The following is a 17,133-nucleotide window of genomic DNA, read 5'->3' as shown; positions in this document are numbered from 1 at the left end:
GCAATATGATCAGGTGACCAGGCACCGGATCGATCCCACCCCCGCCACCACCGTCGACGTCTTCAGCCGCGAGACCCCGGCCGTCCTTGTGGCCGAACCGGGCGACACGGTGGTCGTGGGATCGCTTGACGCCCACGGATTCCTCGAGCGGCACCGGAAACCGGGCGATGACCGGCCGAAGATGTTCGAGGTCCGCCGCGGGCACTGCCTCACCGGCCCGATCGACGTGCGCGGCGCCGAGCCGGGCACGGTGCTCGCCGTGCACCTGAAGTCGCTCACCCCGGGAGAGTGGGGGTGGACGGTGGCCGCCGCGAAGGACAACTGGCTGACCCGGCGGCTGGGCGTCGCGGACGGCCCGCCGTCGTGGCTGCTGTGGGAACTCGACGGCGACACCGGTACCAACGACCGTGGGCAGGTGGTGCGTCTCGCGCCGTTCCTCGGGGTGATGGGCCTGCCGCCGGCCGAGTCCGGTGAGCATTCCACCGTTCCGCCGCGCACGGCAGGCGGCGGCAACATCGACTGCCGGGAACTGGTCGCCGGGTCCACGCTGTACCTGCCGGTCACCGTGCCCGGCGCGCATCTGCTACTCGGCGACGGGCATGCGGCGCAGGGGGACGGCGAGGTCAGCGGGACGGCGATCGAATGCCCGATGACGACCGAGGTGGTGCTCGACGTGGTGACCGAGGCGGTCGTTCCCGGTATTCACGCGGAGACTCCCGGCGGCCGGATCACCTTTGGTTTCAACGAAAACCTCAACGAGGCGATGGGCGACGCGCTCGACGCGATGGTGATCTGGCTTCAGTCGCTGTATGACCTCGACAAGGCGACGGCGCTCGCGCTCGCCAGCCCGGTGGTGGATCTGCGGGTCACCCAGGTCGCCAACGGGACCTGGGGCGTGCACGCCGTCCTGCCGGACGGGGCGATCAGCTAGGCGTTCGCGGCTTCGGGATCCGGGCTGAGCGCGGCGAAAACCGTTGCCCAGTCCGGAACCGAGGACTCCGGGTCGTCGTACAGCTCGAAGGTCTTGCCCGAAGCGGACGGGTCGAAGAGGGCAGCCACCGCCGCCGCGGCGACCGCGTCGCGGCTGATCCGGCCTTCGCCGGTGTCCCCCTGTTCGATCCGGACGCCGTCCGCCGCCAGGTCGTGCAGCCAGCTCGGGCGGATGATCGTGTACTGGGCGCCGCTGTCGCGCAAGGCCTGCTCGCCGCGCGCCCGCGCCTCGATCCGCGCGGTCATCTCGGGATGTTCCGCCGCGCGTGTCACGTAGATCTGCGACACCAGCACCACCGGGATGTCCTCCCGCGCGGCGATGGCCGCGATCCCCGCGACACCCTCGTGCATCACCGCCTCCATCCCGGCCGTGTCCTTCGGCGGTTCGACGCAGATCACGACCCCCTCGGCGCCCGCGAACACCGCCGGATCCGGCTCGGCGAGGTCCAGATGCGCCGAACCCTCACGGCTCGCGACCACGGCCCTGTGCCCACCATCGGTGAGCCGGTCGACGATCCGGCGCCCCGTCCGCCCGGTGCCGCCGACCACCACGAAGCTGCTCATCGGTGCCTCCCCGACTTGCGTTGTGGGGACAGGATGGCCTTGATCAAGTTACGGGTCAATGGGCGCAGGCTGGCACGGCTTGCGTGGAACGTCCGCCGCGGCGGCGATGGCGAGGGGCGTGAGTGTCGGACTCAGCGTCCTGAACGTAGGTCTCGGGGGCGGGGGTGGGTCCGGGGTGGGCTGGCGGGGGCGCGGGAGGGGGCGGTGCGCGGGAGTTTCGGGCCGTGCGGTTCCGCCGCCGCCAGGCGGAAGCAGGCCAGCAGGCGCAGGCCCGCCCGCTCCTCGGTGGTCCAGCGGGAAGCGTCCCCGGGCGGAGACCAGCCCGACTCATCGGCCTCGGTCCAGACGTCGTGGGCGTGGGACGCGATCAGTACCAGATCGCTCACCGGCTCCTGCCGGCCCACCAGTTCGTCCTCACACCGCACCGCGTCGGACACGGCCACGAGATGACGTTCGTACACGGGCCACAGCACGGGATCCGTCGCCAAGGCCGACCAGCCCGGCTCGAGCCGCCCGGCGAGCCCGTCGAACCAGCGCCGGGCGGATCGGTCCGCCAGATTATCGGCCCAGCCCATGGACAGATGATGGGCCGATGCCTGCCGTTGCGCCACCCAGCCGCCGATTGTTCCGCCCGATAGGCGGGTGCTGTCCCACCGGCCGTTGACGGAGCGTGATCGCGGTCAACGCCCGTAGCCGGCCTTGCGCAGCGCGTCCGCCATGGCGCCGCCCGCGGCGTTACCGGTGTTCCGCCGCCCACCTGACTGCCCGCCGCCCTTGCGCTGGCCCTGCCGCTCGCCCTTCTTCTCCCTTGGCTGCTTGGCGCCACCGCCGACCTCGTCGTCGAGCCGCAGCGTCAGCGAAATCCGCTTCCTCGGGATGTCCACGTCGAGCACCTTCACCTTGACGATGTCGCCCGGCTTCACCACGTCCCGCGGGTCCTTGACGAAATTCTTCGACAGCGCCGACACGTGGGCGAGCCCGTCCTGGTGCACGCCGATGTCGATGAACGCGCCGAACGCCGCCACGTTCGTCACGACGCCCTCCAGCCGCATCCCCGGCTTGAGGTCCGCGATCTTCTCCACGCCCTCGGCGAACGTCGCGGTCTTGAACGCGGGACGCGGGTCACGGCCCGGCTTCTCCAGTTCGGAGAGGATGTCCGTGACCGTCGGCAGACCCACAGAGTCGTCCACGAACTGCTCGGGCCGCACGGACTTCAGCACCCGCTCGTTGCCGATCAGCTCACGCAGTTCCTTGCCCGTCATGGACAGGATCCGCCGCACGACCGGATAGGACTCCGGGTGCACGGCCGAGAAGTCCAGCGGATCGTCGCCGCCGCGGATGCGCAGGAAGCCCGCGCACTGCTCGAACGCCTTCGGCCCCAGCCGGGGCACCTGCTTGAGTACCTCGCGCGAACTGAACGGGCCGTTCGAGTCGCGGTGGCTCACGATGTTCTCCGCCAGTGAGGCGGTGATTCCCGAAACGCGGGTCAGCAGCGGCGCCGAGGCCGTGTTCACGTCGACCCCGACGGCGTTCACGCAGTCCTCGACCACCGCGTCGAGCGACCGGGACAGCGAAACCTCGGACACGTCGTGCTGGTACTGCCCGACCCCGATGGACTTCGGGTCGATCTTGACCAGCTCGGCCAGCGGATCCTGCAGCCGCCGGGCGATGGAAACCGCGCCACGCAAGGAAACGTCCATCCCGGGCAGCTCCTGCGAGGCGAACGCCGAAGCCGAGTACACCGACGCGCCGGCCTCGGACACGACCGCCTTGGTGAGCTTCAGTTCCGGATGCTTCTTGATCAGTTCGAGCGCCAGCTTGTCGGTCTCGCGCGACGCCGTGCCGTTGCCGATCGCGATCAGCTCGACCTTGTGCTCGGCGGCGAGTTTCGCCAGTTGCGCGATCGACTCGTCCCACCGGTTGGCCGGCTGGTGCGGGTAGATCGTCGAGGTGGCCACGACCTTGCCGGTCGCGTCGACGACCGCCACCTTGACCCCGGTGCGGAAGCCCGGGTCGAGGCCCAGCGTCGCGCGGGTGCCGGCCGGTGCGGCCAGCAGCAGGTCACGCAGGTTGGCCGCGAACACGTGCACGGCGTCGTCCTCGGCCGCCTGGCGCAGCCGCAGCCGCAGATCGATGCCCAGGTGCAGCAGGATCTTCGTACGCCAGGCCCAGCGAACGGTGTCGAGCAGCCATTTGTCGGCCGGGCGGCCCTGGCCGGCGACGCCGAAACGCTGGGCGATCCGCTGCTCGTACTCGGTCGGGCCGACGCGCGGCTCGTCCGAAGGCTCTTCCGGCTCCAGCGTCAGATCGAGGACGTCTTCCTTCTCCCCGCGGAACATCGCCAGCACGCGGTGCGAGGGCATCTTCGTGAACGGCTCGGAAAAGTCGAAGTAGTCGAAGAACTTCGCGCCCTCGGTCTCCTTGCCCGCGCGCACCTTCGACGCGAGCCGCCCTTGCGACCACATCTTCTCGCGCAGCTCGCCCAGCAGGTCGGCGTCCTCGCCGAACCGCTCGACGAGGATCGCGCGCGCACCGTCGAGCGCGGCCTGCGCGTCGGCCACACCCTTCTCGGCGTCGACGAACACCGCGGCCGCCGCCAGCGGTTCGGTCGACGGGTCGTTCAGCAGGCCGTCAGCCAGCGGTTCGAGCCCCGCCTCTCGCGCTATCTGCGCCTTGGTGCGCCGCTTCGGCTTGTACGGCAGGTAGATGTCCTCGAGGCGAGCCTTCGTCTCGGCGAGCCGGATCTGCTCCTCCAGTTCGGGCGTGAGCTTGCCCTGGGTGCGGATCGAGTCGACGATGGCCTCGCGCCGCTCGTCGAGTTCACGCAGGTACCGCAGCCGTTCCTCGAGGGTGCGCAGTTGCGCGTCGTCGAGCATGCCGGTGACTTCCTTGCGGTAGCGCGCGATGAACGGCACTGTCGAACCGCCGTCGAGGAGCTCGACGGCCGCCTTGACCTGCCCCTCGCGCACGCCGAGTTCCCCGGCGATCCGCTGCTCGATCGACTGCACGGTGCTGGCCAAGCTGCCTGTCACGTTCCTGATCCACTCCCTGGTCGAAAGTCCGGCTTGCATTGTGCCCGGACAGGGTCGCCGAGCGCGACGGGGCCGTCCAGTAACCAAAGAGCCGTGTCGCGCGACTGTGTGGTATCGACGGTCGCGGAACCCTCGGCAGGTGCGCATGTCCGATCGGGCGGTGCACGTCACGGTGCAGTTGAGGCAGGTCACGGTGAACGCTGGGGACCGGGAGGTTTCCCTTTCGTATCCCGGAATCCTGCTGACCGGGATCGAGGACGGGGAACAGGTGTGGCAGCGCTGGGTGCCCTTCGGTGAGGACCCCTCGGAGGAGGACGACGAGCGGCTGCTGGCGGCGATGCATCGCGCGCTGTTGTGGCAGCAGCACGAACTGCCGGGTCCTTAGCAGTCCCGCACGGCCTCGGCACAGCTGACCGGGCTGCCCGTGGCCTGCTGGAGCGGCGAGTACAGCTGTGAACTCGGCCTTTGCGAGCTTCTTGCGGCCCACCTCGGAGAGATCCACGACGTGCCGCCGCCGGTCCCCCGGCGAGCGACGGCGTTCGACGAGGTGGTCGGCTTCGAGGTCGTTGAGCAGGCCGAAGGCCCAGCGGGGCGAGCACGGATTCCGAGCGCAGCCGGATCGCCCTCGAGACCCGGTCGAGCAGCGCGCCGCACCGCGGGCGGCCACGGTCTGGCGGGCCGCGCACCCGGAGGGCACGGTGAAGCACCGCGACCTCGCCGCGGAGCCGTTGATCGAGGAGATCGAGCAGGCGGACACGGTCCTGCTGGGGCTGTGAGAGGGCGCCACGTGAGGGCTGGGACCACGCCGGACCGTGGTTGCCGCACGGCCTTTCGCTGGCCGGGCTCGAGCCGCGGTTCATCACCACCGCGGAGCTGCCGCTGGCCGGGGAGAGCCGCGCGGCGGCGGAGCGGGAGATCGATGCGCTGTGGGCACCCGCGATGGCTTGAGGTACACCTGATGGCGTGACCGATGGACGAGACACCCTGATGTGGGAGGTCCGCGCGACCCCCGGCCGCCGTGACGAACTGCTCCGCTGGGTGGAGTCGGCAGTCGACCGTGACGCCGATATCTACCTCGGTGGCGAGGAGCGGATCGTGGTCATCGTGCGAGGCGCCGAAAGGCTGCCGGAGCCGCCGGAGGACCTGCTGGCCCGGCCCGTGCACCAGTGGCCGTTCCGGCACTACCGGACGGTCACTGGTTGATAGGTACGCGAACCCGGTCTCACTGTGCGAAGCTCGGAGGCGCACTCGACGAGGAGGCACAGTGAGCACCTATGAACGCACCGGCACCGGCGAGCACGTCGTTCTCGTGCTGCACGGATGGTTCGGTTCCGCGAACGCCTGGGACAACCTGATCCCTCACCTGGACACCGGGCGGTTCACCTACGTCTTCGCCAACAACCGGGGGTATGGCGCCCGCAAGGGTGAACCGGGCGAGCACACCATCGCCGAAGTCGCGTCCGACGTCCTCGCTCTCGCCGATGAGCTCGGTGCGAGCCGGTTCTCCCTGGTCGGCCACTCGATGGGCGGCAGCGTCATGCAGTGGGTCTACGCCGACGCGCCGGAACGCGTCCGCTCGCTCGTCGGCGTTTCGCCCGTGCCCGCGAGCGGGGTGCCGTTCGACGAGGAGACCTGGCAGCTGTTCGCCGGCGCGGCCGAGAACCCGGGCAACCGCCGGGCGATCATCGACTTCACCACCGGGCATCGCCATCACGGCGGCTGGCTCGACGAGATGGTGCGGCATTCCGAGGAGAACTCCGACAAGAGCGCTTTCGCGGCGTACCTGGACGCCTGGGCACGCACCGATTTCCACGACCGCATCGCCGGGGCCGAGGTGCCGATCAAGGTGTTCGCCGGCGAGCACGATCCGGCGCTGGGCGAGCAGACCATGCTCGCGACCTTCGCCCAGTGGTACCCGAAGCTCGAACTCGAGGTGCTGCCGGACGCGGGTCACTACGCGGCCGACGAGGTGCCCGTGACGCTCGCCAACGCGATAGAAGTGTTCCTTGATGAGCACTGACGTCTTCGACCCGCGGGTGTTCGCGCGCGGCCTCCCGCACGAGGACTTCCGCCACCTGCGAGACGCGGAACCGGTTGCCTGGCAGGAAGAACGCGAGGTGCTCGGCTGGCCGTCCGGGCCGGGGTACTGGGCGGTGACCCGCTACGCCGACGTCCGGCACGTACTGCGGACGCCCGAGGTGTACTCGTCCTGGCTCGGCGCCACGCAGATCCGCGATCCCGAACCGGAAGATCTCGCCTTCATCCGCCGCATGATCCTCAACATGGATCCGCCGGAGCACAACCGGCTGCGGCGGATCGTCTCGGCGGTGTTCACCCGGCGGCGGCTGGAACGCACCGCCGACCGGATCGCGGAGCGGGCCCGGCAGCTGATCGGGCAGGTCGCGCCGCGCGGCTACGCCGATCTTCCGGTCGAGGTGACCGACGACTTCCCGCTGCTCAACCTCGCGGACCTGCTCGGCGTGCCGCCGGAGGACCGCGGGCTGCTGCTGAAGTGGACGAACCGTGTGATCGGCTACCAGGATCCCGAGCACGCGGAGGTCGTGCGGGACGCCAACGGCCGGCCGGTCAACCCGCGCTCGCCCGCGATGCTCGCCGACATGTTCGCCTACGCGCTCGGGCTCGCGGAGGAGAAACGGAAGAACCCGGGCGAAGACCTGATGACCGCGCTCGTCGAGGCGTCGGTGGACGGCCGCGCCCTCGACGACGCCGAGCTCCAGATGTTCTTCTTCCTGGTGGTCGTCGCCGGTAACGACACGGTGCGCAGCGCGTTGCCGGGCGGGGTGCTCGCGCTCGTCGAGCACCCCGATGAGTACCGGCGGTTACGGGGCGATCCGGCGCTGCTGCCCAGCGCGATCGAAGAGATGCTGCGCTGGCATCCGCCGGTGCTGACGTTCCGCCGCACGGCGGCCCAGGACGCCGAACTGGGCGGGCAGCGCATCCGCGCGGGGGACAAGGTCGTCGTCTACTTCGCGTCGGCCCATTTCGACGAGCGGGCCTTCCCCGATCCGTACCGGTTCGATCTGAGCCGTGAGCCGAACGACCATCTCGCGTTCGGGCAGGGCCCGCACCTGTGCCTCGGCGCGCATTTCGGGCGGTTGCAGCTGCGCGTGTTCTTCCGCGAGTTCCTCCAGTTGCCCGAGGTCCGCCTCGACGGTGAGGTGCGGCATCTGACCTCGAACTTCATCAACGGGATCACGCACCTGCCGCTGCGCTGGTGATCTTTACGAACCCCGAACAAAGCGCGCACCGTCTTCGAATCCTCGTCCTTCAGAGTCGACGCCGACCGAAGGAGGAGACATGCGCAATTCGATCCGGGCCGCGATCGCCGGGGGCGGCGTGCTCGCCGCGCTCGCCGCCGGTGTGTCCGCGGCGTCCGCCGAGACGACCACCCCGCCGCCCAGCTACGGCCAGGTGACGCTGAGCCCCGAGGAATCCCAGCAGCTGTGCGCCGACCTGCTGCCGAGGCTCGTCGACCGGACCACGAAGCTCACCGCGCGGATCAACGGCGACGCGAACACCAAGGGTTCGGTCGCGTGGCTTCGCGCCCAGGTCGGCAAGCAGCGGGCCGAGGGGCATCCGAGGATCGCCGACCGGCTCGATCAGCGTGCGGACCGCCGCGCCGGACGGGTCGGGGACCTGAAGTCCATCCAGGACCGGCTCACCGACTTCAAGAACACGCACTGCGTGGCGAAATGATCGGGCGCAAGGCATTCGCGACCGGGTTCGCGCTGCTCGCGGTGGGCCTCGGCTGCGCCGGCTGCCAGGACCACGCTGCCCCGGTTCCGCCGCGGCCACAGGATGAACTGAGCCAGATCCGGACTACGCTGGACGCGATCGATTCGGAGATGGCGAGCGACGCTTCGCCGTGAGCCCGGGAGAGCCATGACTGGTCTCGTGCTGGTCGTCGAGGACGAGACCGCGATCGCCGAGCTCATCGCGCTCTACCTGCGGCGCGACGGGTTCGGCGTGCACACCGAGTCCGATGGGGACGCGGCGCTCGCGGCCGTGCGCAGGCTGCGGCCGGTCGCCGTCGTGCTCGACATTGGACTGTCCGGTAAGGACGGTGTGGAAGTCTGCCGGACCATGCGCGCGGGCGGTGACTGGACACCGGTGCTGTTCGTGACCGCCCGCGACGACGAGGTCGACCGGCTGCTCGGGCTCGAACTCGGCGCCGACGACTACGTGACGAAACCGTTCAGCCCGCGCGAGCTGGCGCTGCGGGTCCGGACGGTGCTCCGCCGGGGTGCGGGCGGGCCGGCGGAGGTGCTGACCGCCGGCCAGGTGCGGCTGGACATCGGGCAGCGGCGGGCCTGGGCGGGCGATCGGGAGGTCGCGCTGACCTCGACCGAGTTCGACCTGCTGGCTCAGCTGCTGCGGCAGCCGGGACGGGTGTTCGAGCGCGGGCAGTTGCTCAGTGCCGTCTGGGGTTACGCGGCCTCGGCGGGGACCCGGACGGTGGACGTGCACATCGCGCAGCTGCGTGCCAAACTCGGCGAAATGAGTCCGATCAGGACGGTGCGCGGAGTCGGCTACGCGGCGGACGGTGCGTGATGCGGCGCTCGCTCGCGTTCCGGATCACCGTGGTGTGTCTCGCGGTCGCCGGGATCGCGGTGCTCGTCGCCGGTCTCGTCGCGGCGGGGCTCGTCCGGCGCACCGGGACGGACGTGTTGCGGAACTCCCTTGCGGCGCAGGCGAATGTGCTCGCCAGCCAGATTGGCGAAACCGGGCTCGGTTCGCGCGTCGGGCTCGCGAAGGCCGCCGATGTGGTTCGGGGGCAAGGGATTTCCGTCGTGCTGATGCGGCCGCGACTGACCACGGGTGACCCGCTCGCGGTCCGGGCCGCCACCGACGCGGGGTTGACCGGGATCGCGCCGGGCCAGTCGATCTCGGTGACCCGGAGCGTGGCTGGGCAGGAGTACCTCGTCGAAGCGCGCGGAGCCGGCGAGGGATCGGGGTTCGCGCTCGTGGAACCGGTGCGAATGGGCGCGGCCACGCAACGCGCGCTGGTGCGCAACATCCTGTTCGCGCTCGGGGCCGGGCTGCTGGTCGCGGCCGCGGCCGGGCTCGTGCTGGGGCGGCTGCTCGCGCGGCCGCTGCGCCGGACCGCGAGTGTCGCGGCGACGATGCGGCAGGGGCGGCGAGACCTGCGGGCGCCCGTCGAGGGGCCGGCGGAGGTGGCCGAGGTGGCGACCGCGGTCAACGAGCTTTCCGCGGCGCTGCAACAGAGTGAGTCGCGGCAGCGGGAGTTCCTGCTGTCGGTTTCCCACGAGCTGCGGACTCCGCTGACCGCCGTGCACGGATTCGCCGAGTCGCTGGCCGACGGCGTCGTTTCGGGGGACGAGGCGCGGCAGGCGGGGCAGACGATCCAGCGCGAGTCGCAGCGGCTGGAGCGGCTGGTGAGCGATCTGCTGGACCTGGCGCGGCTCGGTGCGGACGAGTTCCGCCTCGACCTCGCGGAGATCGACCTGACCGACACGGTGCGACGCTGCGCCGACGTGTGGCGGGCGCGGTGTGAGCGGGCCGGGGCGGCGTTCCGGCTCGAGCTTCCGCCGCACCCGGTCTTCGCGGTGGCCGACGCGCGGCGGTTGCGCCAGGTACTGGACGGGCTGGCGGAAAACGCCCTGCGCGTCGCGCCAGCCCTCACCTTGTCGCTGAGCGCTGCGGGAGTCCTCCAGGTGCGAGACGGCGGGCCCGGCCTGGCGCCGGAAGACTACGCGGTGGCCTTCGAACGCGGCGCCCTGAACGCGAAGTACCGCGGTCGGCGCCCGGTCGGCTCGGGGATCGGGCTGGCGCTGGCGCACGGCCTGGTGACCCGGATGGGCGGCACGATCACCGCGGGCCCCGCGCCGGAGGGCGGCGCGGCTTTCACCATCACGCTGCCGCGGCACGGCTTACGCTACGAACCGTGAGCACACGGTTCAACCTGACCTCCACCGTCCTGGACACTCCCGACCCGCGCGGGCTCGCCGAGTTCTATCGCGCGTTCCTCGGCTGGCCGGTCGCCAGCGAGGACCCCACCTGGGTCACGCTGCGGCCCGAGGGCGGCGGCGCCGGCCTGTCGTTCCAGCTCGAACCGCGCTACAGTCCGCCGATCTGGCCCTCGCGCCCGGACGAGCAACAGATGCAACTCCACCTCGACTTCGAAGTGGACGATCTCGAAGCCACCGGGGCGATCGTCGAGGCGGCGGGCGCGGTTCTCGCGGAATTCCAGCCGCAGGACGACACCCGTGTCTACCTCGACCCAGCGGGGCACCCGTTCTGCCTGTGGGTCAGGACCTAACCATCCCGCTGCAGGACGAAGAACAGGAAGCACGGGCCGGTCGAGAGCCTGCGGAACTCCTCGGGCGACAGCTCACGCGCGGCCGGCACGGGCTGCGGTTCGCTGGTGACGGCGATGCGGAAGCCGGCGGCCGTGAAGGCGTCGATCATCGCGTGCAGCGGCCGGTTCCAGAAACTCATCGGGACCGTCCGGTCGCCCATGGTCCATTCGAAGGTCCACTGGTAGGTCTCGAAATAGCTGGTCTCGCGCTGGATGGCATAGCTGACAAACGGATGGTCGACGGAGACGATGAGCCGGCCGCCGGGCGCCAGCACGCGCCGTAGCTCGGTGAGCGGCGGCCCCCAGTCCTTCAGGTAGTGCAGAACCAGGGACGCGACGACGTCGTCGAACGCGCCGTCGGGCAAGGGCAGCGGTTCGGCCAGGTCGGCGATCCGCAGGTCCGCCCCGGCGCCAAGCCTCCGCCGGGCGAACTCCAGCATCCGCGCGCTCACGTCGATGCCGGTCACGATTGCACCTCGGTCGCGCAGAGCCGCGAACAACGGGCCCGAGCCGCAGCCGGCGTCGAGGATCCGCCTGCCGGCCACGTCCCCGGCGAGGTCCAGCATCGCGGGCCGCTCGTAGTGGGCGTTGACGATGCTGGTCTCGTTCTCGGCCGTGTAAGCCTCGGCGAAACTGTCATAGTCGTTCGGAGTCATGTGACCCATCCCGCGGTCCTAGTCGCCCTCGAGGTTTCCTTCGGTGCATAGGTAGATCTGGCGTAGTTGGTCGAGTAGTTCGGGGTCGGGTTGGGCCCAGAGGCCGCGGTCGGCGGCTTCGGTGAGGCGTTCGATGATGCCGCGTAGCGCCCAGGGGTTGGATTTCGTGAGGAATTCCTGGTTTTCCTGGTCGAGCACGTAGGTTTCGGACAGTTTCTGGTACATCCAGTCGTCGACGACTCCGGTGGTGGCGTCGAAGCCGAAGAGGTAGTCGACGGTGGCGGCGAGTTCGAAGGCGCCTTTGTAGCCGTGTTTGCGCATGGCGGCGAGCCAGCGGGGGTTGATGACGCGGGCGCGGAAGACGCGGGTGGTTTCCTCGTGGAGTGATCGTGTTCGGATGGTGTTGGGGTTGGTGGAGTCGCCGATGTAGGAGGCGGGGGTGTGGCCGGTGAGGGCGCGGGTGAAGGCGATCATGCCGCCGTGGTATTGGTAGTAGTCGTCGGAGTCGGCGATGTCGTGTTCGCGGGTGTCGGTGTTTTTCGCGGCGATGGTGATGCGGCGGTAGGTGGTTTCCATGTCCTCCCGGGCGGGTGTGCCGTCGAGGTCGCGGCCGTAGGCGTAGCCGCCCCAGGTGGCGTAGACCTCGGCGAGGTCGGTGTCGTCGCGCCAGGTGCCGGAGTCCATCAGGGGCAGCAGGCCGGCCCCGTAGGCACCGGGTTTGGAGCCGAAGATCCTGGTGGTGGCGCGGCGTTGGTCGCCGTGGTCGTGCAGGTCGGACAGGTAGTGGGCGCGGACGTAGTTGTCCGTGACGGGTTCGTCGAGGGTGGCGGCGAGGCGGACGGCGTCGTCGAGCAGGTCGATGACGTGGGGGAAGGCGTCGCGGAAGAATCCGGAGATCCGCACGGTGACGTCGATGCGGGGGCGGCCCAGTTCGGGCAGGGGGATGGGTTGCAGGCCGGTGACGCGGCGGGAGGCGTCGTCCCAGAGGGGTTGTATGCCGAGCAGGGCGAGGATTTCGGCGGCGTCGTCGCCGCCGGTGCGCATGGCGGAGGTGCCCCAGACGGAGAGGCCGACCGAGCGGGGCCAGTCCCCGGTGTCGTCGCGGTAGCGGCGTAGCAGGGAGTCGGCGAGGGTGTGGCCGGTTTCCCAGGCGAGGCGGCTGGGGATGGCGCGGGGGTCGACGGTGTAGAAGTTGCGGCCGGTGGGGAGCACGTTGATCAGGCCGCGCAGGGGTGATCCGCTGGGCCCGGCGGGGGTGTAGCCGCCGTCGAGGGCGTGCAGGACGGCGTCGAGTTCCCCGCTGGTGCCTGCGAGCCGGGGCACGATCTCGGTGGCGGCGAACCGCAGCACCGTGGCGACGGGCTCGTCGGCGGTGATCGCCTCGGGTGACCAGTCGGCGGCCTCCATGCCCAGCACCAGGTCGCGCGCGGTCTGCTCGATGGCGTCCACTTCGGACAGGGGTGCGTCGTCTTTGAGGCCGAGGGCGGAGCGGAGCCCGGGGATGGCGCCGGTGTGCCCGCCCCACATTTGCTGGGCGCGTAGCATCGCGAGCACGAGGTTCACCCGGGCTTGCCCGGTGGGGGCGTGGCCGAGGATGTGCAGGCCGTCGCGGATTTGGGCGTCTTTGATTTCGCAGAGCCAGCCGTCGATGTGTAGCAGGAACTCATCGAATTCCGCGTCGTGCGGGCGCTGTGCGATACCGAGGTCGTGGTCGAGTTTCGCGGCCTGGATGAGGGTCCAGATCTGGGCGCGGATCGCGGGCAGTTTGGCGGGGTCCATCGCGGCGATGTTCGCGTGCTCGTCCATCAGTTGTTCCAGGCGGGCGAGGTCGCCGTAGGACTCGGCGCGGGCCATCGGCGGGATGAGGTGGTCGATGATGGTGGCGTGCGCGCGGCGTTTGGCCTGCGCGCCCTCGCCGGGGTCGTTGATCAGGAACGGGTAGATCAGCGGGAGGTTCCCGAGTACGGCGTCGGGGGCGCAGGAGGCGGACAGGCCCGCGGTCTTGCCCGGTAGCCATTCCAGGGAGCCGTGTTTGCCCAGGTGCACGATCGCGTGCGCGCCGAACTCCTCTTCCAGCCACCGGTAGGCGGCCAGGTAGTGGTGGCTGGGTGGCAGATCGGGGTTGTGGTAGATCGCGATCGGGTTCTCCCCGAACCCGCGGGGCGGTTGGATCATCAGCACCACGTTCCCGGCCCGCAGGCAGGCGAGCACGATGTCCCCGTCGTCGACATACAGCGACCCGGGTGGCGGGCCCCAGTGCCGTTCCATGTCCCCGCGCAGATCCTGCGGTAGCGCGGCGAACCAGTCTCGGTAGCGGGCGGTGGGGACCCGGATCGGGTTGGCGGCAAGTTGTTCCTCGGTCAGCCAGTCTGGGTCCTGCCCGCCCGCCGCGATCAGGGCGTGGATCAGCTCGTCCCCGTCCCCGCAGGCCACCCCGGGGAATGATTCGCCGAGGTCGTAGCCCGCGGAAGTCATGCGGCGCAGCAGGGCCACCGCCGACGCGGGGGTGTCCAGGCCCACGGCGTTGCCCACGCGGGAATGCTTGGTCGGGTAGGCCGAGAGCATCAGCGCGACGCGACGGTGGGGCGGTGGGGTGTGGCGCAGCCGGGCGTGCGCGACGGCGATGCGTGCCACCCGCGCCGCGCGTTCGGCGTCGGGCACATAGCGGGGTAGCCCGTCGGGGTCGAGTTCTTTGAAGGAGAACGGGACGGTGATGATCCGGCCGTCGAACTCGGGCACCGCCATCTGGTTCCCGGCGTCCAACGGGGACAGCCCCTCATCGTTGCCCGCCCAGGTCGCGCGGTCGCTGGTCAAACACAGTGCCTGCAGGATCGGGATGTCCAGGGCCGCCATCTCCGCCACGTCCCACGCCTGCTCGTCCCCACCGGCCCCCACCGTCGAGGGCCGGGTACCGCCCGCCGCGAGCACCGTGACCAAAAGCGCGTCGACCCCGCCCAAGGCGGCCATCATCTCCGGCTCCCGCGCCCGCAACGAGGCGCAATACACCGGCATCGCCTGCCCGCCCGCGTCCTCCACCGCGGCCGCGAGCGCCTCGACGAACCCGGTATTGCCCGACAGGTGATGCGCCCGGTAATACACGATCCCCACCACCGGGCCCTCGCTACGCCGCGGCTCCCGGTCGAGCGCCCCCCACACCGGCTGCGGTGTGGGCGGGTCGAAACCCTCCCCGGTCAACAACAACGTATCGGCCAGGAACCGGTGCAACTGGGTCAGATTCTCCGGCCCACCCTGCGCCAGATACGCATGCGCCTGCGTCGCGATCCCGGCCGGCACCGTGGACAACCCCATCAACTCCGCATCCGGCACCTGCTCCCCACCCAGCACCACCACCTGCGCCCCACACGCCCGCACCGCATCCAGGCCCTCCCCCCACGTCCGCGCCGAACCCAGAATGCGCACCACCACCACCCGCACCCCCTCCAGCAACGCGGGCAACTCACCCACACCCAACCGCGCCGGATTCCCCAACCGATAACCGGCCGCACTGGCACGCGCACACAGCAGATCGGTGTCCGAAGTGGACAACAACAGGATCACGCGGGGCCTCCTTCGTCGCCTCTCACTGTAGGTGACTCAGGCCGACCGCTCGCCCAGCCGCGGGAACGGCTCTGTGGAGAAGATCACCTCCACGCCGACCTCGAAGTGCTTCGCGATCTTCAGTGCCAGGTAAAGGCTCGGGCTGTACTCACCGCGTTCGAGGTAGCCGATCGTCTGGTAGTGCACACCGAGCGCCTCGGCCAGCTGGCGCCGCGAAATCCCGCGCTCGGCGCGCAGCATCGCGATCCGGTTGTAGATCGTCTCGCTCATCGTGGCATCCGCTGCAGCGCTTTCTCCCGGCGAGCGGCCACGGCGGAGCCGGACTCGCGGCGGGCCATCCTGCGCAACACCATCGGCGCCAGGATCAGCCCGGCCACCGCCCACGCGCCCAGTACGCCGACCGTCTCCAGATGCCGCCACGAATGTCCGATCTCGACCGCCGACAGCGCGTCCGGCAGCATCGCCGAGCGCATGCCGAGGCCCAGCCAGTAGATCGGGAACACCTGGCCGAAGCCCTGCACCCAGCTCGGCAGGCTGGTGATGGGGTAGAAGATCCCGGAGATACCGACCATGCCCATGATCGGCAGCATCACCAGGCCCATACTGCGGGGACTGGACATCAGCGAGCCGAGGATCGCGCCCAGCGGCATCGTCGCGACGAGCCCCAGCACGATCACGCCGAGCAGCGCCAGCCACCCGGTGCCGCCCAGGTCGAGCCCGTGCAGCACGAACAATCCGGGGATCAGCACCAGCGCGCACGCGACCAGTGACATCCCGGACACCTGGACGATCTTGCCGATGAGGTAGCCGACCATCCCGTTCGGCACCGCCTTCGCCCGCAGCAACGTGCCGTCCTCGCGTTCGGTGACCAGCTGTTGCGACAGGTTGACCAAGCCGCCGAACGCGATGTTCATGCCGAGCACGCCGGGCAGCGTCACCGAGCCGAGCGAGAAGTTCATGCCCGGTACGCCCGCGTTGCGCATGAACGTCATGACGACCGTCAGGATGACGGCGGGGAACAGGTAGGCCCACAGGTCTTGGGCGTTGGTGAAGGTCTGCCGGAGTTCGATGCGGCCACGGACGAAGCCGGCTCGCCCGGCGGTCACGAGCGCGCTCATTTCGTCACCTCGAATTGCCGGACCAGTGCCATGTAGGTGTCCTCGAGGCTCGCCCGGCGGACTTCGAGGTCGCCGATCGCGTCGCCATGCTGCAGGAAGAGTTCGTGCACGAACTTCGTCGCCTCGACGGTCGAATGCACGAACCGCTGGCCGTCCCGGGTCCACTTGACCTCCGCTTCGGTGGACATGCGGCGGGAAAGCTCGTCGGCGGAGCCGTTCGCGATGATCTCGCCACCGGCCAGGATGAGGATCCGGTCGGCGAGCTTCTCGGCCTCGTCGAGGTCGTGCGTGGTGAGCAGGATCGTGGTGTCGTCGTCATCGGAGAGCCGGTGCACGAGATCGTGGAACTCGCGGCGGGCCTCCGGGTCGAAACCGGCGGTCGGCTCGTCGAGGAACAGCAGCTCAGGGCGCCCGACGATGCCGATCGCCACGTCGAGCCGCCGCCGCTGCCCGCCGGACAGGGATCCGGCGCGTTTCTGCGCGTGCGCGGTCAGGCCGACGGTCGCGATCAGCTCGTCGACGTCCCACGGGCGCCGGATCCGGTCGGTCGAGTAGTCGCGGTAGTACGAGCCGAGATGCTGCAGCAGCTCACGGACGCGCCACTTCGCGTGGTCACGCCAGGACTGCAGCACCACGCCGAGCCGCGCGCGCCATGCCTCGTCCCCGCGCGCCGGGTCCGCGCCCAGCACGCGGACCTCTCCGGCCGAACGCATGCGGAAGCCCTCGAGGATCTCGATCGTCGTGGTCTTGCCCGCGCCGTTCGGACCCAGCAGCGCCAGCACTTCACCGCGCTGGGCGGTGAAGTCCACCCCCTTCAGCACATCCGTGGTGCCGTACCGCATCCACAGGTCGCGCACGTCGAGAACCGCGTTCTC

The 17,133-nt window shown here is 70.1% G+C and carries 19 protein-coding genes and 1 pseudogene; 11 read left to right on the top strand and 9 right to left on the bottom strand.

Annotation, left to right across the window (positions count from 1 at the left end; genetic code table 11):
* The first annotated feature begins 13 nt into the window (after window positions 1-13).
* The gene (locus tag FG385_RS17365) at window positions 14-931 is read left to right on the top strand and encodes an acetamidase/formamidase family protein (RefSeq protein WP_139097788.1); all 918 of its coding nucleotides are present in this window, start codon (window positions 14-16) and stop codon (window positions 929-931) included.
* Here FG385_RS17365 and FG385_RS17360 read toward each other — a convergent pair.
* From FG385_RS17360 to FG385_RS17350, 3 genes are all read right to left on the bottom strand, one after another.
* Window positions 928-1,554, bottom strand: coding sequence for an SDR family oxidoreductase (locus tag FG385_RS17360; RefSeq protein ID WP_139097787.1), 627 nt, complete (start codon window positions 1,552-1,554; stop codon window positions 928-930). The two genes, FG385_RS17365 and FG385_RS17360, sit on opposite strands and share 4 nt — an antisense overlap.
* Window positions 1,555-1,685: 131 nt before the next feature.
* Complete coding sequence (locus FG385_RS17355) at window positions 1,686-2,129, bottom strand: DUF6401 family natural product biosynthesis protein (protein WP_139097786.1); 444 nt, start codon at window positions 2,127-2,129, stop codon at window positions 1,686-1,688.
* Window positions 2,130-2,234: 105 nt separating this feature from the next.
* Window positions 2,235-4,586, bottom strand: coding sequence for a Tex family protein (locus FG385_RS17350; protein ID WP_235022616.1), 2,352 nt, complete (start codon window positions 4,584-4,586; stop codon window positions 2,235-2,237).
* 145 nt (window positions 4,587-4,731) lie between these two features.
* Here FG385_RS17350 and FG385_RS17345 point away from each other — a divergent pair, with 145 nt between their 5' ends.
* Window positions 4,732-4,971, top strand: coding sequence for a hypothetical protein (locus tag FG385_RS17345; RefSeq protein ID WP_139097784.1), 240 nt, complete (start codon window positions 4,732-4,734; stop codon window positions 4,969-4,971).
* A gap of 69 nt (window positions 4,972-5,040) precedes the next feature.
* Here the strand turns inward: FG385_RS17345 and FG385_RS35620 are convergent.
* A pseudogene (locus FG385_RS35620) lies at window positions 5,041-5,272 on the bottom strand (hypothetical protein); the annotation flags it as partial.
* A gap of 130 nt (window positions 5,273-5,402) precedes the next feature.
* Between FG385_RS35620 and FG385_RS35615 the strand changes: the two are divergent.
* From FG385_RS35615 to FG385_RS17305, 9 genes are all read left to right on the top strand, one after another.
* Window positions 5,403-5,534 (top strand): hypothetical protein, encoded by a 132-nt coding sequence (locus FG385_RS35615; protein ID WP_407645504.1) that lies wholly within the window; start codon window positions 5,403-5,405, stop codon window positions 5,532-5,534.
* Between the two features lie 15 nt (window positions 5,535-5,549).
* The gene (locus tag FG385_RS17335; RefSeq protein ID WP_235022615.1) at window positions 5,550-5,789 is read left to right on the top strand and encodes a hypothetical protein; all 240 of its coding nucleotides are present in this window, start codon (window positions 5,550-5,552) and stop codon (window positions 5,787-5,789) included.
* Window positions 5,790-5,850: 61 nt separating this feature from the next.
* The gene (locus FG385_RS17330) at window positions 5,851-6,606 is read left to right on the top strand and encodes an alpha/beta fold hydrolase (RefSeq protein WP_139097783.1); all 756 of its coding nucleotides are present in this window, start codon (window positions 5,851-5,853) and stop codon (window positions 6,604-6,606) included.
* A complete protein-coding gene (locus FG385_RS17325; protein ID WP_139097782.1) occupies window positions 6,596-7,825 on the top strand; it encodes a cytochrome P450 in 1,230 nt (409 codons plus the stop codon). The genes FG385_RS17330 and FG385_RS17325 overlap by 11 nt, the downstream gene beginning before the upstream one ends.
* Before the next feature lie 79 nt (window positions 7,826-7,904).
* Window positions 7,905-8,303 carry a hypothetical protein gene (locus FG385_RS17320; protein WP_139097781.1) on the top strand — a complete coding sequence of 133 codons (399 nt, stop codon included), beginning with the start codon at window positions 7,905-7,907 and terminating at the stop codon, window positions 8,301-8,303.
* Complete coding sequence (locus FG385_RS33965; RefSeq protein WP_160148836.1) at window positions 8,300-8,476, top strand: hypothetical protein; 177 nt, start codon at window positions 8,300-8,302, stop codon at window positions 8,474-8,476. The genes FG385_RS17320 and FG385_RS33965 overlap by 4 nt, the downstream gene beginning before the upstream one ends.
* Before the next feature lie 13 nt (window positions 8,477-8,489).
* Entirely contained in the window at window positions 8,490-9,158 is a 669-nt protein-coding gene (locus tag FG385_RS17315) for a response regulator (protein ID WP_139097780.1), read from the top strand.
* Window positions 9,158-10,516: a HAMP domain-containing sensor histidine kinase gene (locus FG385_RS17310; RefSeq protein ID WP_139097779.1), complete on the top strand. Its 1,359-nt coding sequence runs from the start codon at window positions 9,158-9,160 to the stop codon at window positions 10,514-10,516. Before FG385_RS17315 ends, FG385_RS17310 begins: the two co-directional genes overlap by 1 nt.
* Window positions 10,513-10,887: a VOC family protein gene (locus FG385_RS17305; RefSeq protein WP_200834503.1), complete on the top strand. Its 375-nt coding sequence runs from the start codon at window positions 10,513-10,515 to the stop codon at window positions 10,885-10,887. The genes FG385_RS17310 and FG385_RS17305 overlap by 4 nt, the downstream gene beginning before the upstream one ends.
* Here the strand turns inward: FG385_RS17305 and FG385_RS17300 are convergent.
* From FG385_RS17300 to FG385_RS17280, 5 genes are read right to left on the bottom strand one after another with little or no spacing between them, the layout of a single operon-like run.
* Window positions 10,884-11,582 carry a class I SAM-dependent methyltransferase gene (locus tag FG385_RS17300; RefSeq protein WP_200834502.1) on the bottom strand — a complete coding sequence of 233 codons (699 nt, stop codon included), beginning with the start codon at window positions 11,580-11,582 and terminating at the stop codon, window positions 10,884-10,886. The two genes, FG385_RS17305 and FG385_RS17300, sit on opposite strands and share 4 nt — an antisense overlap.
* An 18-nt stretch (window positions 11,583-11,600) precedes the next feature.
* Window positions 11,601-15,140, bottom strand: coding sequence for a cobaltochelatase subunit CobN (gene cobN, locus FG385_RS17295; RefSeq protein WP_139097777.1), 3,540 nt, complete (start codon window positions 15,138-15,140; stop codon window positions 11,601-11,603).
* 36 nt (window positions 15,141-15,176) lie between these two features.
* Entirely contained in the window at window positions 15,177-15,410 is a 234-nt protein-coding gene (locus FG385_RS17290) for a helix-turn-helix transcriptional regulator (protein WP_139097776.1), read from the bottom strand.
* Window positions 15,407-16,258, bottom strand: a complete 852-nt coding sequence (locus FG385_RS17285; RefSeq protein ID WP_139097775.1) for an ABC transporter permease — start codon at window positions 16,256-16,258, stop codon at window positions 15,407-15,409. The genes FG385_RS17290 and FG385_RS17285 overlap by 4 nt, the downstream gene beginning before the upstream one ends.
* Window positions 16,255-17,100, bottom strand: a complete 846-nt coding sequence (locus FG385_RS17280; protein ID WP_235022621.1) for an ABC transporter ATP-binding protein — start codon at window positions 17,098-17,100, stop codon at window positions 16,255-16,257. The genes FG385_RS17285 and FG385_RS17280 overlap by 4 nt, the downstream gene beginning before the upstream one ends.
* Window positions 17,101-17,133 lie beyond the last annotated feature (33 nt).

It is taken from the genome of Amycolatopsis alkalitolerans, assembly GCF_006152065.1.
Classification (GTDB): Bacteria; Actinomycetota; Actinomycetes; order Mycobacteriales; family Pseudonocardiaceae; genus Amycolatopsis_E; species Amycolatopsis_E alkalitolerans.
Note: the sequence above shows the minus strand (reverse complement) of the source record. Positions and strands in the feature narration are given on the sequence as shown.

What these genes read in the sequence shown, in the direction of transcription:
- FG385_RS17285 (WP_139097775.1), bottom strand. Translation starts at nt 16,258, where the DNA reads ATGAGCGCGCTCGTGACCGCCGGGCGAGCCGGCTTCGTCCGTGGCCGC.
- FG385_RS17360 (WP_139097787.1), bottom strand. Translation starts at nt 1,554, where the DNA reads ATGAGCAGCTTCGTGGTGGTCGGCGGCACCGGGCGGACGGGGCGCCGG.
- FG385_RS17315 (WP_139097780.1), top strand. Translation starts at nt 8,490, where the DNA reads ATGACTGGTCTCGTGCTGGTCGTCGAGGACGAGACCGCGATCGCCGAG.
- FG385_RS17280 (WP_235022621.1), bottom strand. Translation starts at nt 17,100, where the DNA reads ATGCGGTACGGCACCACGGATGTGCTGAAGGGGGTGGACTTCACCGCC.
- FG385_RS17355 (WP_139097786.1), bottom strand. Translation starts at nt 2,129, where the DNA reads ATGGGCTGGGCCGATAATCTGGCGGACCGATCCGCCCGGCGCTGGTTC.
- FG385_RS33965 (WP_160148836.1), top strand. Translation starts at nt 8,300, where the DNA reads ATGATCGGGCGCAAGGCATTCGCGACCGGGTTCGCGCTGCTCGCGGTG.
- FG385_RS17325 (WP_139097782.1), top strand. Translation starts at nt 6,596, where the DNA reads ATGAGCACTGACGTCTTCGACCCGCGGGTGTTCGCGCGCGGCCTCCCG.
- FG385_RS17300 (WP_200834502.1), bottom strand. Translation starts at nt 11,582, where the DNA reads ATGACTCCGAACGACTATGACAGTTTCGCCGAGGCTTACACGGCCGAG.
- FG385_RS17310 (WP_139097779.1), top strand. Translation starts at nt 9,158, where the DNA reads ATGCGGCGCTCGCTCGCGTTCCGGATCACCGTGGTGTGTCTCGCGGTC.
- FG385_RS17320 (WP_139097781.1), top strand. Translation starts at nt 7,905, where the DNA reads ATGCGCAATTCGATCCGGGCCGCGATCGCCGGGGGCGGCGTGCTCGCC.
- FG385_RS17290 (WP_139097776.1), bottom strand. Translation starts at nt 15,410, where the DNA reads ATGAGCGAGACGATCTACAACCGGATCGCGATGCTGCGCGCCGAGCGC.
- FG385_RS17345 (WP_139097784.1), top strand. Translation starts at nt 4,732, where the DNA reads ATGTCCGATCGGGCGGTGCACGTCACGGTGCAGTTGAGGCAGGTCACG.